Annotated in this window: 11 protein-coding genes; 1 reads left to right on the top strand and 10 read right to left on the bottom strand. The window is 60.2% G+C overall.

The genetic code is table 11. The annotated features are described in order from the left end of the window. Nucleotides 1-36: 36 nt before the first annotated feature. A complete protein-coding gene (locus tag ABF859_RS00855) occupies nucleotides 37-1,662 on the bottom strand; it encodes a porin (protein ID WP_415525651.1) in 1,626 nt (541 codons plus the stop codon). Nucleotides 1,663-2,247: 585 nt separating this feature from the next. Here ABF859_RS00855 and ABF859_RS00850 point away from each other — a divergent pair. Beyond that, entirely contained in the window at nucleotides 2,248-3,681 is a 1,434-nt protein-coding gene (locus ABF859_RS00850) for a peptide MFS transporter (protein ID WP_415525235.1), read from the top strand. Here the strand turns inward: ABF859_RS00850 and ABF859_RS00845 are convergent. From ABF859_RS00845 to dnaN, 9 genes are all read right to left on the bottom strand, one after another. Further along, nucleotides 3,678-6,251, bottom strand: a complete 2,574-nt coding sequence (locus ABF859_RS00845) for a cation:proton antiporter (protein ID WP_415525233.1) — start codon at nucleotides 6,249-6,251, stop codon at nucleotides 3,678-3,680. The genes ABF859_RS00850 and ABF859_RS00845 overlap by 4 nt on opposite strands. Nucleotides 6,252-6,300: 49 nt before the next feature. Further along, nucleotides 6,301-6,921: a thiamine phosphate synthase gene (locus tag ABF859_RS00840; RefSeq protein ID WP_415525649.1), complete on the bottom strand. Its 621-nt coding sequence runs from the start codon at nucleotides 6,919-6,921 to the stop codon at nucleotides 6,301-6,303. 118 nt (nucleotides 6,922-7,039) lie between these two features. Continuing rightward, on the bottom strand, nucleotides 7,040-10,006 hold the full coding sequence (locus ABF859_RS00835) for an FAD-binding and (Fe-S)-binding domain-containing protein (RefSeq protein ID WP_415525231.1): 2,967 nt from the start codon (nucleotides 10,004-10,006) through the stop codon (nucleotides 7,040-7,042). Nucleotides 10,007-10,083: 77 nt separating this feature from the next. Continuing rightward, nucleotides 10,084-11,910 (bottom strand): glutamine--fructose-6-phosphate transaminase (isomerizing), encoded by a 1,827-nt coding sequence (glmS, locus tag ABF859_RS00830; protein WP_415525229.1) that lies wholly within the window; start codon nucleotides 11,908-11,910, stop codon nucleotides 10,084-10,086. Then, on the bottom strand, nucleotides 11,910-13,244 hold the full coding sequence (gene glmU, locus ABF859_RS00825) for a bifunctional UDP-N-acetylglucosamine diphosphorylase/glucosamine-1-phosphate N-acetyltransferase GlmU (RefSeq protein WP_415525227.1): 1,335 nt from the start codon (nucleotides 13,242-13,244) through the stop codon (nucleotides 11,910-11,912). Before glmU ends, glmS begins: the two co-directional genes overlap by 1 nt. Nucleotides 13,245-13,348: 104 nt before the next feature. Continuing rightward, the gene (locus tag ABF859_RS00820) at nucleotides 13,349-14,140 is read right to left on the bottom strand and encodes a DUF3108 domain-containing protein (protein ID WP_415525225.1); all 792 of its coding nucleotides are present in this window, start codon (nucleotides 14,138-14,140) and stop codon (nucleotides 13,349-13,351) included. Next, the gene (gene gyrB / locus ABF859_RS00815) at nucleotides 14,130-16,574 is read right to left on the bottom strand and encodes a DNA topoisomerase (ATP-hydrolyzing) subunit B (RefSeq protein ID WP_415525223.1); all 2,445 of its coding nucleotides are present in this window, start codon (nucleotides 16,572-16,574) and stop codon (nucleotides 14,130-14,132) included. Before gyrB ends, ABF859_RS00820 begins: the two co-directional genes overlap by 11 nt. 85 nt (nucleotides 16,575-16,659) lie before the next feature. Next, nucleotides 16,660-17,763 carry a DNA replication/repair protein RecF gene (recF, locus tag ABF859_RS00810; RefSeq protein ID WP_415525221.1) on the bottom strand — a complete coding sequence of 368 codons (1,104 nt, stop codon included), beginning with the start codon at nucleotides 17,761-17,763 and terminating at the stop codon, nucleotides 16,660-16,662. Between the two features lie 13 nt (nucleotides 17,764-17,776). Further along, on the bottom strand, nucleotides 17,777-18,901 hold the full coding sequence (dnaN, locus tag ABF859_RS00805; protein ID WP_415525219.1) for a DNA polymerase III subunit beta: 1,125 nt from the start codon (nucleotides 18,899-18,901) through the stop codon (nucleotides 17,777-17,779). Between the last annotated feature and the right edge of the window lie 75 nt (nucleotides 18,902-18,976).

The raw sequence follows: 18,976 nt of genomic DNA, 5'->3' as shown, positions 1-18,976 counted from the left end.
AAGGACCGGGCAGGGAGGCCGCCCGGTCTTTCAGGCTCAGAACGTCATCATCGCACCGGCGGACATGGTGTGGTCGCTCTCATGGGCGATACTGTGGGAATCGGATTCCGTATGGGCGTATTCGCCCACGATCGTGAACCAGTCCGTCACGTTGTAATAGACCGCACCGACTTCCGACTGATTACGACGGACCAGTGAGGGATTGTCCTCACCGGGCGCCTGATAGAGATTGCTGACACCGTAACTGCCAACAAGTTTGAGCTTCGGCAGGATCTTGTAAGCGGCCTGAACGTAATAGCCTTCGGAATCACGCTTGCGCCCGTCGGGCGAGACGCCGTCGAAGAAGATGCCGGTCGTACCAAGGCCACTGCCGTAATAGTAATAGGCCACGCCTTCGAAGGGGCCCCGGGAGAGTTTTACGCCAACGTCCCCGGCTTCAACCGTCGTGCCCTTGCGACTGTTGCTGCCGAGAGTGGAACTGGTCAGGTTCTGCTGGTGCTGGACGAGGAAGCTGGTCCAGAAGCGGGTCGTGAAGCCGGCGATTTTGCCGTCATAGGTGAGCTTGCCCTGAAGCATGGGTGAACTGTGCTGGCTCGTGGTCGCGGACAGGCCCCCGCCGGCGAAGTTGAACTCGTCCAGCGGCGTCATGATACCGACGGAAGCCTGGAAGCCTTTCCATTTCGGCGAGATATAGGTGATCTGCGGCAGCCAGTCCGTATACACGTAGCCCACGCCGATGCGGCCGAGAGACGTGTTGGCGGGGTTGGCATTGCTGCCGGTGCTGCCAACGCTGAGGAGCGTTGCATCATTGAGAATGGCGTCAGACGCGAACAGCGCGATGTCACGGCCGAGCTTGACCGTACCGAAATCATCGGTGCCCGCGGTCATGTAAACCTGACGGAAATCGAGGCCGGCCGTTCCAAGGCCGACCGGACTGCCGCCGGAATTGGCGTTGAAGGTACTGGGATTGTTGTTGTTGATGCCTGGGTACATGCCGAAGACCGCGCCAAGCTTGATCCCGCTCTGGACGGTGTTCAGTTTCAGGATCAGGCCACCCGGCAGCAGTCCGTTACGAACCGAGGAGGAGTCAAAACCGCTGCTGCCGGTCGAGACACCACCGGCCACCGGACGACCGCCGCCCGGACTGTTGTAGGTATAGTAGGCGTTGACGAAGCCGGAGATATTGATGTCGATCTGGCCCGCCTGAATGGTGACGCCTTTGCCCGCGACATAGGGCTTCACGCGCACGACGCTGTCCGGGTTGTAGGTTCGACGGGCTTCCATCAGGGAGTTGCGCGCGTCCTGCGCGCTGGCGGAGGCTTCCATGGCGGCGCGGCGCGCGGCGGAAACAGCGGCAATGGTCGTCACATCCGGGGGGGCTTCGAGGCTGCTGCCTTCGTTCTGGGGGCCATAGCGCATGTAGCGGTTGCGATGTCGTGAGGGAGCCGGAGACGACCCATCCTCGTCACGCTGAAGCGAGGGACGGGAGTGATGCTGATGATGGGACAGCAGCACGTTGTATTCGGAGCGGCTCAGGCTCCCCTTGGCACGGAGAATGTCGAGCAGTTCCGTATAATCATCAGCCCGTGCGACAGTCGGGAGAACGGAGAGTGCGGCAATGCAGAAGGTGCTTCCCAGAAGACTCAGTCGGTACAGGGACATAGATGGCATATAAACAGCCGCTCCCGCGGATATGCCGGTGATCGCAATGCGGGCTCTCACCGGTAGAATGGACTACAATGCTTTTCCTAGCGTGAATGGAGACATTCTTCGCCACAATAGGATGTGTTCTCACAAAAACGTCAGAGGCTTCGGTCATTCGTGATATGTAAGTTGGCATAATATATCTTATGCGACATGCGTGTGTGGGTAACCCTGCCTCGTGATCCATGATCCGATCTCAGTTCGTCAGGATTGCCTGAACCGGCTAATAGCCGCAGTTTTCAGCCATTTCTTTCGTATGGCAAAATGCCATTAACGCTCTTTCTTTAGCTGAATAGCTTTCCACATAACCTATTGGCATTCACATGAACCCTCTAGTTTCCAAAAACCAGAACCTCTATGGCAAAATGCCACTAAGCCCGGTCTATGGCATTTTGCCCTGGATCGACAGAGAGTCTGTGGGTCAATGGCAAAATGCCATCACCAAGCGATTGTGGCATTTTGCCATCTCTCTTCCCTGCCCCTTTACCTCGCCAGGTTTCTCCCTTTACGCAGGATGGTCTTCCCCTGCGTCAATGAGGCCGCATGACCGAGATCGTTCCTGAATCCCTCGCTGTTGAACGGCCTGTTCTCCCGCAAAACAGACAGCACGAACTCTGGGGGCATCCCATCGGCCTATGGGTTTTGACGCTGACCGAAGGCTGGGTTGGCTTTTCGCTCTATGGGATGCAGGCCATCCTCGCGCTCTATCTGACGGATTATCTGCTGCAGCCGGACCATGCGGGACATGTTCTGGGTCTGAAACCGCTTCAGTCTCTGGTTTCAGCGCTTTATGCGCCTGTCGGGCCCCAGGCCCTCGCCGGCGCCATCACGGGCCTGTTTCTGGCCCTGATCTATGCCACCCCTCTCCTCGGCGGTTTTCTGGCGGACCGCATCCTCGGCCAGACAAAGACCATCCTGCTTGGGGCTGTTCTGATGACGGCGGGGCATTTCCTCCTGTCGTTTGACTGGAGCTTCGTGCTGGCGCTTGTGTTGCTGCTGGTGGGTATCGGTATGGCGGGTGGCCTCCGTGCGCAGGTGGGAGCCCTGTATGCGCTGGACGACCGCCGACGCTCGGATGCCTACCAGATTTACATGATGGGCCTCCAGATTGCTGTCATCGTGTCGCCAGTCCTGTGTGCGAGCCTCGCGCAGGTCGCCTGGCACTGGGGCTTTCTGGCCGCTGGCACGGGCATGCTGATCGGGCTTGTCGTCTATCTCCTGGGACGTCGCTGGCTCCCCGTCCCGTCTCTCTCTGCGCGGCCGCTATCCGCAGCGATTGAAAAAGAAAAACCCATACGCCCTGCCCTGACCCCGCAGGAAAAGAAAACGACGGCGCTCCTTCTGGCGCTTGTTCCCGTCCTGGCTGTCGGTGCTGTCCCCAATTCGGAAATCTTTGATGGCTATCTGCTATGGGGCCGTGAGCATTTCCAGCTTCACCTTCTGGGATATGAGATGCCGGTGAGCGATCTCATTTCTCTGGATGGTTTCATCAGTACCCTGTGCGCTGCGGGTGTGCTCTGGTTCTGGAAAGTCTATGCGCGCCACCGGCAGGATCTGTCCGAGATTGCCAAGGTGGCACTTGGAACCTTCATCGCGGCTTTTGCGCCGCTGATGCTGGCTTTCGGAGCATGGTTCAGTCCGGGACCACATGAGGTCAGCCTGTTCTGGGGGCTGGCCTTTCACATCATCAATGATATCGGCTTTTCGATGAACTACGCGATCGGGATGGCCCTCTTCTCGCGGGCCGCGCCTGTGAGCCTGAATACGATCCTCGTGGCGTGTTTCTCGTTGCATCTGTTCCTGTCCAATCTTCTGATCGGAAAGCTGGCAACGCTGCTGGGACGTATTTCGGATGTCTCGTTCTGGCTGCTGCATTCCGGAGCGGCCCTGCTGGCGGCCGTGATCCTCGGCTTCTGTGCCGTGCGCTTCCGTGACCTTCTGGCCCCCGTGAAAGAGACTGCGCCGCCTGTTTCTTAAGGAGGCGCAACCAGACGACGCATTTCCGGAGCCGAGGCCGTTGAAACGGCATCGCCGTCCAGCGTACGGACCGTGATGGGCGTAAGCAGCCCATCCGCCCTTTTCTTGCTGCGCTGGATAATGAGGCGCTGAACGATGGGATATTCCTTCAGCAGCTTCTCGAACACCGGGCGCGGGATGGCCAGCAGATGACTGAACTGCAACGAACGGACGGTTCCCGGCATGACCTCGTTACGAATGACGGAGGCCGCCCCGATCAGATCTCCGCTCCCGAACAGCAGGTCCCGTTCGGCCAGATTGACTTCCGCCAGTCCCGCCACCTGCGCATAGACAACACGCACCCGCTGCCCGCGTTTGAACAGGATCTCTCCGGGCGAGACGAAATGCATGGACACCTTGCCTGACAGTTTCTGAAGGACACTGTCAGGCACACCGTTGAAGGCCGGAAACGCCCTGAGGCGCTGTTCGATGCCGCTCTTGAGGTTGAAACGCAGCGGCGCATCGAGCCGGGCGCGCTGGCGTTCGATCTCGCGGTGCAGTTCGCGGTGCAGTTCTTCCGAAATCAGGTTGTCGGCTTCAAGCGCGTCATATTCCTCGTCCTCCAGACGCAGGGCAATCTGACGGAGGATCCGGCTCTCCAGAGCCTCGGAATAGCCGGAATAATGCAGGCGCAGAGTTTCCAGCGCATCATCCAGCAGCTTGCGCTGACGGCCCAGAACTTCGGAAACGATTTCCGTGATGCGCGGGCCGAGTGTCGGTTCCATGCGCTGGCGAATGAAGCGCTGCAGCGAAAGTGAGACGAGATGCGCGATGATGAGCATCTCGAAACGCTCCATCATGCAGTTCGTCAGTGGCTCGTCGATATGCAGGCGGCTGTGCAGTTCCTGCGCGATCCGGAAGCGCCAGGAGGGCTGAAGGCGGCGCTTGAGGGCACGGACATAGCCATAACGCCCTTCCAGACGGGCGCCGTCCGCCATGGCTTCGGCCGTCCGCAGCAGCGTTTCCATCACACGCCGGGACAGCCCCTGGATCCGGAACAGGTCCAGCAGCAGGGAGCGTTCCTGATTGGCGATGGTAATCAGGGCGATATTGACGCGGTTGCGGTCATTCAGGGCAGATTCAAAATTGTTGGCTGCCCTCTCCTGCTCCGCACGACGTTCGAGGCGACTGATGACACCAGCGCGTGTCTGCTCGCTGAAGCCCAGTTCCTCCGAGAGTTCCCGTGTCCGTTCCGCAACTTCGCCCAGTCCGATCCCCACGATCTGCTGGCGGATGGCCTGATCGATGGGGGAAAGCTGATCCAGCTTGAAGAACAGCACCAGAGCCCGCAGCGTCGTCCCATTAACCAGAAGGGTGATGAGGACGAAGCCTGTTGCGATGATACCCACGAAATGGGCAACGGGGCTTGAGACGCTCTGGTTTTCGGTCACGGCCAGAGCGAGGGCAAGCGTGATGGCCCCGCGGATCCCACCCCAGGCCATGGTGGCCTTGAAGGGATTGGGAACGGGCGGAGACAGTTTGGTAATGGCCAGAAGCGGCAGCATGCCGAAGATCACGGCTGAACGTGCGATCAGGCCGGCGACACTGGCGATCAGGATCAGCACGAAATCCCATTTCGTCATGCCGATCAGCAGCCGGGGTACCAGCATCGCGGCCAGAAGGAACACAAGCGATCCCGCCCAGAAGACGAGCTGTTCCCACATTTCGTTCAGGAAGCGCCAGACCTGCGGGCGGAAGGTGGATGGTCCGTAAGCCGAAACCGTCAGACCCGCGGCTGCCGTTGCGACAACGCCCGAGAACCCGAGCATTTCATCGCACAGGATATAGACGGCATACGGCAGGGCTAGCGTCAGCGTAACTTCGGAAGCCGCGGATCCCCCCAGCCCGGCAATCAGCAGCAGCGTGAGACGGGCAAGACAGACGCCGACCACGATCGCTCCGATGAAGGCCGTCAGGAAGTCCATCAGCGCGTCCGCCAGATGGATATGATGATGCGAAGTGACGGCCGCCAGAAGGATCGAGAAGATCGAAATGGCCGCGGCGTCGTTCAGGAGGGCCTCACCTTCGACGAGACGCGTCAGGCGGGAGGCCGCACCGATTTCCCGGAAGATACCCGCCACGGCAGAAGGATCGGTCGTGGCGACGATCGAGCCCAGAAGCAGGCAGACGACGAGGCTCTGTTTGGCGAAGGGATAGAGCGCAAAGCCGATCGTGGCCGTGGACACGACGACCGCCACCACGGCCAGCAGGAGGACCGTGGCCGTCTCATGGGCGAGACGGCGCACATCAATGGCCATCGCCCCCTGAAAGACCAGGACTGGCAGGAAGATCAGCAGGAAGGCTTCACTGTTGACCGGGAAATAGATCAGGGCCTCGGCAGCCCCGTCCAGCAGATCGGTCGCGGAAGAGCGGACGATAAGGGACGCGACAAGACCGATCGCGATCCCCGTCAGCGCCAGCAGGACGGCTTCGGAAATCTCGAGACGTTTTGCGAGAGGCTGAATGATGCTGACAAGCGTGAGCAGGAACGCAAGCGCTAGGAGTACGGCTGCCAGTCCTGTCACCATCATCGTTGCTTCTGTCCCTTCATGAGATCGTCCGTGGACGACGTCGCGTGTTTCAAGTTGGTGCGGTCTCCTGAGAGACGGCGTCGAGCCAGCGGCGGACCTGCCCTTCAGGGTCCTGATGACCGATGAAGTCGCTCATGATGGCAACCGTGTCGGCCCCTGCTTCCAGACATTCCGCCAGACGGGCGACCGTGATGCCGCCAATTGCGACAAGGGGCACGTTTCCGCACAGCCCGCGCCATTCCGCCAGCTTCTCGAGACCCCGGCCCGTCAGTGGTACCCCCCGAAGCTGCGTTGCCCAGACCGGCCCGAAGGAAACGTAATCCGGCCTGCAGGCCAGCGCCGTCTTCAGTTCCTCATGGTTATGGGTCGAAATGCCAAATCTGATGCCAGCGGTCCGGATCGCATCGAGATCGGCCGTTTCCAGATCTTCAGGACCAAGATGCAGCCATTCATAGCCCAGTTCGATAGCCGTTTGCCAGTAGCGGTTCAGAGCCAGTGAAACATTGAAACGCGCTGCGAGTTCCTGGGCCAGCAGAGCCTGGGCCCTGATTTCCTCCTCCGGAAGGTCCCGCAGATAGAGTTCGATGAAGCGTAGACCCGCTCCGCCAAGCCGTTCCACCCAGCGGGGATGATCGACCACGGCATAGATCTTTGACGGAAGGGCAGACATCACGCTCGTACTCCACGGGACCGACACGCAGAAGCGTGCCTCATCAGACGGGGCAACACTGTTACAGCTTGGACCAGGTGCGTCCAGAGGGACGGCACCTTATATCAACGCCCTGTTTTCAGGACCGTTCCTGCAGGGCTGAGATCAGGGCCTCCGCTGGATGAGCAGGACGGTACCCGGCCATACGCTCGGTCTGGCAGCGGCATGAGAACCCGGTGGCAAGAACAGGCGTCCTAACCTTCGCGGCCCAGTTCTGATCGAAAATCTGCCGTGACAGGCCAGACTGCTCCTTCTGGTGCCCGAAGAGCCCCGCCATACCGCAGCATCCCGCTTTTCCCGCTGTGACCTGAACTCCGAAATGGCTCAGGATAAAGGCCCAGTCTCCGGCGCTCTCCGGCCGCGCAGCCTGCTCCGTACAATGGGAAATGACGGTCATGGAAGGGGCCGCGCTCGCGGTCTGGCGCGTGTGCAACGTCCCCTGCTCTATCTGCCTGCGCAGGAAGGTCTCCAGCGGAATAACGGCCGGGATGGGCTTGTCTCCCGCGATCTCCCGGTATTCCTGCGTGAACATGAGTCCTGTCGCGGCATCCAGCGAAACAACCGGAATATCGAACGCTGCCAGTGTCCGCAGGTTGCGCAGTGTCTGCCGGGCCGTCATCCCGAAGCCCCTGCGAAACCCCAGAACGTGACGGGCCTTGCCGTTGTCCCAGACGGGTGTGACCTTCACCTCCAGCCCGAGGGTCGTGAGGAGCGCATGAACCTTCTCGACAAGGCCTCCATCGAAACTCCCGGTAAAGGAATCCTGCATCAGGACGACCGCGCGAGGATTGCCACGGTTGCGACGCAGCCATGACCGACTGACCCGACTGCCAGCGTCCAGATGTGCCGGGCGAAGGCGCGGGAGATCCACAAGTCCGATCCGGGACAGAACCGCCTGCGAGATCGGATTATGCATCAGGAGATTGCTCAGGGCGGGGACCGTCCGGCCCGCGGCCAGAAGCGGCTCCAGCCAGTAGACAAGATAATCCCGGACGGGCCTGCGATGATGGCGGAAATAGCTGGCAAGGAACTTCGAGCGCATGGAGGGGATGTCCACGCGGATCGGGCACTGGGTCGCACAGGCCTTGCAGGACAGGCAGGTGTCCAGCGAGGCCTTGAGTTCGTCCGTCAGGGCCGCCAGCATTCCCCGGTCGGGAGCCTCTTCTGGGAGGGAGCGCAGTCTGGCCCAGCTCCGGATCAGCAGTGCGCGGCCTTTGGGAGACTGTGACCTGTCCTTCGTGGCTTTGTAAGACGGGCACATGGCCATGTCCGGCTCACGGTTGAAGCAGGCCCCGTTTCCGTTGCAACTCACCGACAGCGCGTAAGGCTCACGCAGTGCAGGCGCGATATCCTCGTCGAAACCACCCTTGAACGGGATGCCATCGATCCGGTCCACGGGAAAACCCGCCCCGCCGGGAGCCAGCTTGCCGCGGTTGAAAATATCTTTGGGATCAAAGACATCCTTGATCCGGCAGAGTTCCGCGAACAGCGTCTCACCAAAGAACAGCGGCGAGAACTCGCCGCGAAAACCGCGCCCATGTTCTCCCCAGAGCAGACCCCCATGGCGCTTCGTCAGGTTGGCAACGGCGTCCGAAATCGGACGGATCAGCGCGCGGTCTTCTGGAGTGAGCATGTCCAGAAAAGGCCGGACGTGCAGACAGCCAACGTCGGCATGACCGAACATGCCGTAAGACAGTCCGTAACCATCAAGAATATCCCGGAACTCCCTGACATATTCAGGCAGGACGTCCGGAGGAACGGCAGTGTCCTCTACGAAAGGCACACCCTGCCGGTGGCCATCCGGGCGCCCCAGCAATCCGACGGATTTTTCCCGTAGCGTCCAGAGGTTCGCAATGACCCCCGGATCTGAAACTGCTTTATGATCAATTGGTTGGTGGGGAGAGTTCTCAAGAAGATTAACCGCCTGAACCATCTGGGCCTGAAGGACCTCCAGATCGTCCCCCACGAACTCGACGAAGCTCATTCCCTTGACCGGGAGTGCGGATCTGTTGCCGAGGACGCGTTCCAGCGCGTGCCAGGTCACGTCCTGCTGGGCTTTGGCGAGAACACGATCATCCAGGACTTCCACCGCCGATGGATCGGCGGGGAGAAGTGTCTGAACGTCCCGCAGGGTGTCATTGAAACTGGCATAGCGGACAACGATGAGTTGTCGGTATTTGGGTAGTCGTTTGACGCGCAGGACGACCTTTTTGGTCAGGGCCAGAGTGCCTTCCGATCCCGCCAGAAGCCGGGCGAGATGAAAGCTCCCGTCCTCAAGCAGGACATTCTGGAGATTGTACCCCGTCAGACCGCGGTTCATGTCCGGAAAGACGCGGCGGATCTCGTCCGCCTGCCCGGTGACGACGCGGTGGACTTCACGGTACGCCCGCGCTGCCAGCCCCGTCCCGTCCATCGCATTTTTCAGTTGTGCAGCCGTCAGGTGACCAACCTGCAGATCACTTCCGTCCGCCAGTACAACGTCCATCGTCTCGATGTAATCGGACGTCCGGCCATAGATACGCGAGCCCTTCCCGGAGGCATCGGTTGCAATCATGCCACCGATCGTGGCTCTGGTGGCTGTCGAGACGGAAGGAGGAAAGAAAAATCCGTGAGGTTTCAGGAAGGCATTGAGACGCGCGAGAATGACGCCCGGTTCGACCGTGACGGTCCCTGCCGCAGCATCGAAATCCAGAATCCGGTCCAGATGGCGCGAGACATCAACCACCACGCCGTCCGTCAGGGACTGACCATTGGTCCCCGTTCCACCACCCCGGATCGCAAGGGTCAACTGGCCATCAGCGGCGGCACGGACGGCCCGGTTGAGATCCTCGCCCGTGCGTGGATGAAGGACAGCGGCCGGAAGGCGCTGATAGATGCTGTTATCGGTGGAAGAGACCAGACGGGAAGAAACCTGAAGCCCGATATCACCTTCAAAGCCCTGCTCGTCCAGTCGTCTGACAAAAGCTTCACGCACGGCAATTTCGGAGGCGCTGGGAGAGAGGCCTGAATTTCCGGTCAGTGTTCCGGATATTGCGTCTCCACCCATCTTTGCGTCTCCTTCAGCATGTTATTCTCAATGCTGTTATAATGTATGCAAAAGATTTCCTCCTATAGGAAAATCCTTCATTCCACCGTGACGGATTTGGCAAGGTTGCGGGGCTGGTCCACATCCGTGCCTTTCAGCAGGGCGACTTCATAGGCCAGCATCTGAACAGGAATGGCGTAGAGGATCGGAGCCACGAAAGCATCCACGTCCGGCATGATGACAACCTGCTCCGCCACGCCTTCAAGCCGCTTCGCCCCTTCGGCATCCGTAAAGGCAAGGATGCGTCCGCCGCGTGCCTTTGCTTCCTGAAGATTGGACAAAGTCTTGTCGAACAGGATCGTGGACGGCGCGATGGCGACAACCGGAACGGTCTGGTCGATCAGGCTGATAGGGCCATGCTTCAGTTCACCCGCAGCATAAGCTTCTGCGTGGATGTAGCTGATTTCCTTTAATTTTAAGGCACCTTCAAAAGCGATCGGAGTGCAGATGCCACGGCCCAGATACAGGACATCCCGGGCTTGGGCGACAACAGCCGCCATCGCCTGAATATCTTTGGTGCGCGTGAAGACTTCCGCCGCCCGGGACGGCAGATCCAGCAGACTGGCCGTCAGACGTTCTTCGCGCGCCTGATCCATGGTGCCACGGGCACGGGCAAATTCAATCGCCAGCGCAGCCAGCACGGAGAGCTGGGCGGTGAAGGCTTTGGTGGAAGCAACCGAGATTTCCGGCCCGGCATCCATACCAAGCACAAGATCACTCTCACGTCCCATCGTCGAATGTTCGACATTCAGAACCGAAACAATGCTCTGTCCGGCCTTCTTCAGGCTCCGAAGAACCCCAAGCGTATCGGCAGTTTCGCCGGACTGGGAAATCAGCAGCGCCACGCCCTTGTCGGGCTGGGGAGGCTCGCGGTAGCGCATCTCGGACGCGACATCGATTTCCACCGGAATACGCGCCAGGGATTCCAGCCAGTACCGGCCAACCATGCCGGCGTAATAGGCGGATCCGCAGGCCGTGATCGTGATGCGGGGCACCTCTGCCGGATCGAAAGGCATCTCTGGCAGGGCGATGCGTTTTGAGGCCGGGTCCGTGATCCGTTTCAGTGTCTGCCCGATCGCAACCGGATGCTCATGGAGTTCCTTCTCCATGTAATGCCGGTAGCCGTCCTTGCCGACCTGCCCCGCCATGAAGGTGAGATCCTGAACCGGGCGGCTGACTTCGGCCCCGGTCATATCGAAAATCGTGACATGTCCGGGGGTAAGCTCGCACCAGTCGCCGTCTTCCAGATAGGTCATCTTGCGGGCCATCGGGGCCAGCGCAATGCTGTCGGACCCGAGGAACATTTCACCATTGCCATAGCCAACCGCCAGAGGAGCGCCATGGCGCGCGCCGATCAGCAGACCTTCATGATCCTTGAAGATCATGGCGATGGCATAGGCCCCTTCCAGACGCCTGATCGCGGCAAAAGCTGCATCCCGGGGCGCCAGCCCCTGTCCCAGATAGTCATCGACCAGATGGGCGACGGTTTCTGAGTCCGTCTCGGTCCGGAAAACACGTCCCTTCGCCTCAAGCTTTTTCTTGAGCTCGGCAAAGTTCTCGATGATCCCGTTATGGACAATCGCCACGCGGCCTGCTTCATGCGGATGGGCATTATTTTCCGTCGGCGCGCCATGCGTGGCCCACCGCGTATGGCCGATGCCAGTCGTGCCTGGCAGCGGATGCTCTTTTAGAACATGCTCCAGATTGTCGAGCTTGCCGGCTGCGCGGCGGCGTTCGATATCGCCAGAGGCCGTCAGCGTGGCGATCCCGGCCGAATCATATCCACGATATTCAAGCCGTCGTAACGCCTCGAACGCAATCGGACTGGCAGGCTGGTGTCCAACAATACCGCAGATACCGCACATCAGCCCTGTTCCTTCCGAGCTTTGAGAGACTGTTTGATCTGAAGGCCCCGTCCGCTTTTCAGCGTCTGCCTTGCCCGGCCCAGAGCCAGATCACCCGCAGGAACGTCATGAGTAATGACGCTCCCGGCCGCAATAAGGGCATCGTCTCCGATGCTTACGGGAGCTACGAGAATGGAATCCGAGCCAACAAAAACGCGCTCGCCGATCATGGTCCGGTGTTTGAACACGCCATCGTAATTGCAGGTGATTGTCCCCGCTCCGACATTCGTGCCTGCACCGACGGATGCATCCCCCAGATAGGTCAGATGATTGGCCTTGGCGCCCTCACCCAGTTCCACATTCTTGAGTTCAACGAAATTGCCGACATGCGTGTGTGCGGCGCAGAGTGTGCCAGGGCGCAGTCGGGCATAGGGCCCGATCATGGCGCCTTCACCAACTTCACACCCTTCAAGGTGTGAAAACGCACGAATGAGGGCTCCTGACCGGACAGTCACGCCGGGACCGAAAAAAACATTCGGTTCGACCGTCACATCGGCTTCAAGAACGGTATCGGTACTGAGGAATACGCTCTCGGGCGCGACAAGCGTGACACCGGCATCCATGGCTGCATTTCGCAGCCGGGTCTGAAGGGTCGCCTCGGCGCGCGCCAGTTCGGAGCGGGAATTGACCCCGGCCAGTTCAGCTTCCGGCGCTTCCACGCAAATGACCGGTCCGGCTTTCGCAGCCATTTCGACAACGTCCGTCAGGTAATATTCGCCCTGTGCGTTGTCATCGCGAACATTGGCAAGCCAGGTCCGGAAGTCGTCCGCACCCGCACACATGACCCCCGCATTGCAGAGCGTGATCCGGCGTTCTTCTTCCGTGGCATCCTTGAACTCGACGATTTTCACGACCCTGCCGTGGTCCTCGACAATCCGGCCATAACGCCCCGGTTCTGCTGGTCGCATCCCCAGAAGCGCCAGACTGGCCCCCTGCCTGCGCGCCTCAAGCAGGCGCTGCATCGTGTCTGCCGTGATCAGTGGATTGTCAGCGTAGAGGATGGCCACATCGCCATTTCCAAACAGATCCCGTGCCGTATTGGCAGCATGGGCCGTTCCAAGCCGCTCGACCTGTGTGACGGCCCTGAACGGACGGACGGCCTTTTCAAGTTCCGGCATGTCCGGCCCCGTGACGACGACCACATCATCAAAGACCTGCCGAGCGGTTGCGATGAGATGGTTGATCATCGGCTGGTTCCCCAGACGATGGAGCGCCTTTGGCAGACGGGACTTCATGCGTGTGCCGAGGCCGGCTGCAAGGATGATGGCAGTGGTGCGAGGGGTGCTGTCGGTCATGTCCTGCCCGGGGTATCCAAACCGCGGGTCCGCGTCAAACGGAGCCCGCAGACTGTGTCATCACTTCGAATTGCCAATTATTGCAAGGCGTTCGAATACTCTGTTCACGGAGTCACGGGATGCTGCATGACGACCAGAACACGTCCCAGCTTGGGGTGATTGAACTCGATCCGGACCGGAACCAGTCCCAGACCATCGATCTTTCTGAGCCAGACCGCTCCCGGCTGGGGAGAGGCCAGTTTCGCCCTGTTCGGGGAATCCTTCACGAACCCGGCAAGCTGGCGGCCGATGAAATCGCAGCGCAGCGCCTGCCCGGAATAGGCCTCGTCCTGCCCCTGTGGAATATCCGTCATGACGGGGCCATGAACGACCATTTCGCTCAGCCGGATCCCGTCGAAAACAATCTGGGATCCGTCGCATTTTCCTGTTGTCGCAAGCGAGTGCAGCAGATGTGCCATACCGCTCAGGGTATCGACCGTATGTGGCAGAGAGCTTTCAGGAATGGGCTCCCGGTCATTTTCAGGGGGCTGCAGATCCGTGACCCGGGGCGTATCGTTCGAAAACTCCAGCCGAACATGCCGGTGCTTGCCACGGGAAATGCCACCACTGTCAAACAGGACCGGCTGCACATTACCGTCGGGCGCAAAGTGCCCCTGAACGCGCGAGATTACGTCCATCGTCACGAACCAGCGGATCAGACCCGCCGGCTTGATCTGCGTGCTGCCCCCATACCCCCAGGGCTGAACCTGATAAGAGGCCTGAGCGTTCAGGACATGAAAACCCTTGAGGTAAACGGCATATGAGGCATTGACCTGCCCTTCGGCGCGGGCCGGCCCACAGCCCAGTCCGGCCATCAGGACAAGCGCCGCCCCAGCAGCAAGAGCCTTAAACGTCAAGATTGGCAACTTTCAGGGCATTCCCGACGATGAAGTCCCTGCGGGGTTCCACAACGTCGCCCATCAGTGTCGAAAAGACCTGCCCGGCATCTTCCACATCCCCGACCCGGACCTGAAGCAGGGTACGGGTCGCCGGATCAAGCGTGGTGTGCCACAGCTGCTCGTCGTTCATTTCGCCCAGGCCCTTGAACCGGTTGATGGTCAGGCCGCGGCGACCCTGAAGCAGGATGCGCTCCATGACGGCTGCCGGTCCGAACAGTTCATAAGCCGTGGGGTCGAGCGTGAGCGTGACGGGCTTTGCAAAGTCGCGGGCCAGACGCTCCCACTCCGAAACCAGCCAGCGGGCCTCCGCCGAGCGCAGAAGCGACGGTTCGATCCGGTAGACCTCGCCCACCCCACGGACAGAGCGGGCACATTCCAGACCAGTCTCCGAAATCGAGACTTTCCAGCCGCGCTCGTTGGGCAGTGAAGCACCGTCAAGACGTTGCTGGAAGTCAGCCATCCGCGATGTTGCGACCGCGATATCGCTGTCGAGCACACCCGAAATGGCGGCCTGCTCCATGACCCACACCGGAACTTTGGAGGCAATGCTCTGCAGGCGACGAGCTGCAGCAGACATGAACGTGATTTCTTCGGCCAGAGGTTCGCCTGTCAGCTCACGACCATCCGCAAAGCGCAGGGAAGCATTCGCCAGGGCCTTGTCCAGAAGATACTGCTCAAGAGCAGCATCATCCTTGAGATAACGCTCTTCCTGACCGCGCTTGGCGCGATAGAGCGGCGGCTGGGCAATATAGAGATAGCCCTGCTCGATCAGCTCCGGCATCTGACGGAAGAAGAACGTCAGCAGCAGCGTCCGGATATGCGAGCCGTCGACGTCTGCATCGGTCATGATGACGATCTTGTGGTAGCGCAGCTTTTCAGCCGAGAAACCGCCCTGATCGACTTCACCCCGACCGATTCCGGTGCCGAGTGCGGTGATCAGAGTGCCGATTTCGGCTGAACCCAGCATCCGGTCGAAACGGGCGCGCTCGACGTTCAGGATCTTGCCACGCAGCGGCAAGATAGCCTGGAAGCGTCGGTCGCGTCCCTGCTTCGCCGTACCACCTGCAGAGTCACCCTCAACGATGAAAATTTCGGCCTTGGAGGCATCGCGTTCCTGACAGTCAGCAAGCTTGCCCGGAAGCGACGAAACATCCAGCACGCCCTTGCGGCGTGTGAGCTCCCGCGCACGACGGGCAGCCTCACGGGCGCTGGCGGCATCGATGATCTTGGCGACGATGGCCTTGGCTTCCTTGGGGTGCGTCTCAAACCAGTGGGAAATCGCATCGGAAGCGGCAGCGTGAACGACCGGCTGGACTTCGGACGAGACGAGCTTGTCCTTCGTCTGGGAAGAGAACTTGGGATCCGGCACCTTCACGGACAGGACTGCAGTCATGCCTTCACGCATGTCCTCACCCGTCAACGATCCCGCCTCCCGCTTGGCGACACCTTCCGCATATTTGCCCACAACGCGCGTCAGGGCCTGACGGAAACCGGCCAGATGCGTGCCACCATCCCGCTGCGGGATGTTGTTGGTGAAGCACAGCATCGTCTCGTGATAGCTGTCATTCCAGGTCAGCGCGAACTCGACACGGATACCGCTTTCGGGATTGTCGATCTCTCCCGTGATCGGCGGAGTGACGATGGAAGTTTTTGAAGAATCAAGCCATTCCGCGAATGCGCTCAGACCGCCATCATAGTGGAAGCGCAGTTCCTTCGGCTCCGCATGACGCTCGTCACGCAGGATGATCAGCATGCCAGAGTTCAGGAATGCGAGCTCGCGGACACGGCGTTCCAAAATGGAAAGATCGAAATCGACCTTCGTGAAGGTCTGCTTGCTGGGCTTGAACGTGACCAGAGTGCCGCGGTCTTCGGTGGACGGCCCGATGACATGAAGGGCTTCGTCGCGCTCACCGTGCTGGAAGCGGATCTTGTGCTCCAGTCCGTTGCGCCAGATGAGCACTTCCATCCATTCGGACAGGGCGTTGACCACAGCCGCACCCACGCCATGCAGACCGCCGGAAACCTTGTAGGAATTCTGGTTGAACTTGCCGCCGGCATGGAGCTTGGTCAGCACGACTTCGGCTGCGCTGATGCCTTCCTCGGGGTGAAGGTCCGTCGGGATGCCGCGCCCATTGTCCCGCACCGAGACGGAGCCGTCCCCGTTCAGGGTCAGGATGCAGTACGTGGCGTGACCGGCCTGCGCTTCATCCACCGCATTATCAATGATCTCGAAGACCATGTGATGCAGACCCGAACCGTCGTCGGTATCGCCGATATACATGCCCGGACGTTTGCGGACGGCATCCAGTCCCTTCAGTACCGAGATGGAGGAAGCGCCGTAATCTTCACCGTCTGCGCCTGGAATCTCGGGCTGGTTCTGGGTCTCTGACATGCGCGTGACGGTCTCCGTGGTACTCTGAAAAACTGTTGGGTCAGTATAACCTGCGCCGTCGGGTTAGGCCAGCGGCGGCGCTGTGTCAGGACGGAGATATGGTGCCGTTCCTGACGGAAAAAAACTGGGCACGCCCCGCCAGAGGCGAGAACGGTTCGATATCCGTGCCGGTAATCAGGACGGGCGCCTGTAGTCCTTCGAGACTGCCAAGGAGGGCACAACGTCTCTTCTCGTCCAGATGAAGAAGGGGCTCATCAAGCAGGATGGCCGGAGCATGCCCCCGTTCCTGTGTCATCAGTCGCGCATGGGACAGTATCGTACCGGTCAGCATGACTTTCTGCTGCCCGCTGCTCGACAGTTCGGCAGACCGTCCCGTTGCGGTATCCGAGAGCGTGAAATCGGCCCGATGGGCGCCAACCGACGTCGTCGAGCGATGGCGATCCTCACTGCGGGTCTGTTGCAGACTGTCCCTGATCCAGTCTTCGACTTCCAGAGCCGAATGAATGGCAAGGCGGCTGGAAATGACACAGTCCAGATGAAGCGTGCTGGAAGAAAATCCCTCATTTTCAAAAGGATGTCTGTTCATGCTCTCAATGAGGGCGAGCCGTGCAGCCGAAGCCGCAACCGCATGGCGGGCGATGGAATCTTCTATGGACGCGAGCCAGGCGGTTTCGGCGGGACGTTCGGCCAGGATCCGGTTGCGGCTCACCACCGATCGGTCATGGGCCGCAATCTGGCGTCCGTGATCGGGAGACAGTGCCATGACCAGCCGGTCCAGAAAACGGCGTCGGCCGCTGGAGCCTTCCTGAAAAAGCCGGTCCATCTGCGGGGTCAGCCACACGCAGGAAAATTTCTGCCCGATTGCGGACTGGGAGCGGACATTTTCGCCATCAAGACGAAAGGTCCGGCGCTGCTTCTGGGTCAGGTCGCTACCGGTTCCGATCCGGAACTCATCCAGCCCTGACCGGAGCGTTGCTGCAACGCCCCAGTGCTCGGCGCCATTGCGACAGAGTGCGGGGAGCGAAGCCCCCCGAAGCCCCCGGCCCGGGGCCAGAAGGGAAACGGCTTCGAGCAGATTGGTTTTTCCGGAGCCATTATCCCCCGTCAGAACCAGAATGGAAGCATCCGGTGTCCAGACAGTATGGGTGTAGTTCCGGAAATCCGTCAGCGCGAGCCGGGTCAGTTTCAATCGTGGCTCGTGTTCAGACCCGCATGGGCATCAGGACATACAGCGCCGAAGGCGATGCCGTGTCACGAACGACGGTCGGGGCGGAGCTGTCAGAAAACGCGAACTCCACTTCCACGTCGATCTGATCGGTGATGTCTGTCAGGTAGCGGGCCTGAAAGCCGATTTCGATCGGAGGGGCATCGTAGGTGACGGTGTTTTCGTCCAGTTCCTCATGTGCCACGCCCTGATCGGGACTGGTGGCGGAGAGGTTCAGCATGTTGTGCGTAACGGACAGCTTGACCGGGCGCGAACGTTCCTGGCTGATGGCTGCGACGCGACCTACGGCAGCAGCGAAATCGCGCTTTCCGACGCGCAGGATACGATCATTGCCCTTGGGAATGACGCGCTCATATTCCGGGAAAGTTCCGTCGATCAGCTTGGAGGTCAGAAGGACGGGGCCGGCCTGAAACTGGATCCGCGTGTCGGACAGGGAGACTTCCAGATCCGCCGCGCCTTCATCAAGAAGCTTGCGCAGTTCGTTGACAGTCTTGCGCGGAATGATGACGCCCGGCATGCCGCGCGCACCTTCGGGAAGATCCGTCTCGACCCGGGCCAGACGGTGGCCATCGGTGGCAACCGCACGCAGCATTGGAACGGACCCGTTTTCCGCAACGTGCAGATAGATGCCGTTCAGGTAATAGCGGGTTTCTTCGTTCGAAATGGCGAACTTGGTCCGGTCGATCAGGCCACGAAGAGTCGCGGCAGGGATCGTGAAGCGATGCGGCAGATCGCCTGCGACCATGGCCGGAAAATCATCGACGGGCAGCACGTTCAGGCTGGTGGCATACCGCCCCGCACGGAGAGCCAGCGGCGCTTCACTGTCTTGGTGATCGAATTCCAGTGCCACGCCATCGGGCAGCTTGCGCACGATTTCGAAGAGCACCGCAGCCGGTACGGTCGTGGAACCGGAACGCTCGCCAGTCGCGGGAACATCTTCCACGACGGCAATCTCCATGTCCGTCGCTGTCAGACGAAGCACATCGTCTTCATAGCTCATCAGGACATTGGCCAGAATGGGAATGGTATTCCGCTTTTCCGCAACGCCGTGAATATGCGCCAGAGCCCGTTGCAGCAGGGTACGGTCAACCTTGAATTTCATTCCGAGCCTCGGCGAAGATCTTGAATTAATTGAGAGAACCTAGCAGACCCCCGCCCCTCGGGAAAGAGAGGGATC

This window comes from Gluconobacter sp., from assembly GCF_047722525.1.
Classification (GTDB): domain Bacteria; phylum Pseudomonadota; class Alphaproteobacteria; order Acetobacterales; family Acetobacteraceae; genus Gluconobacter.
This window is presented reverse-complemented; position numbering and strand designations above follow the sequence as displayed.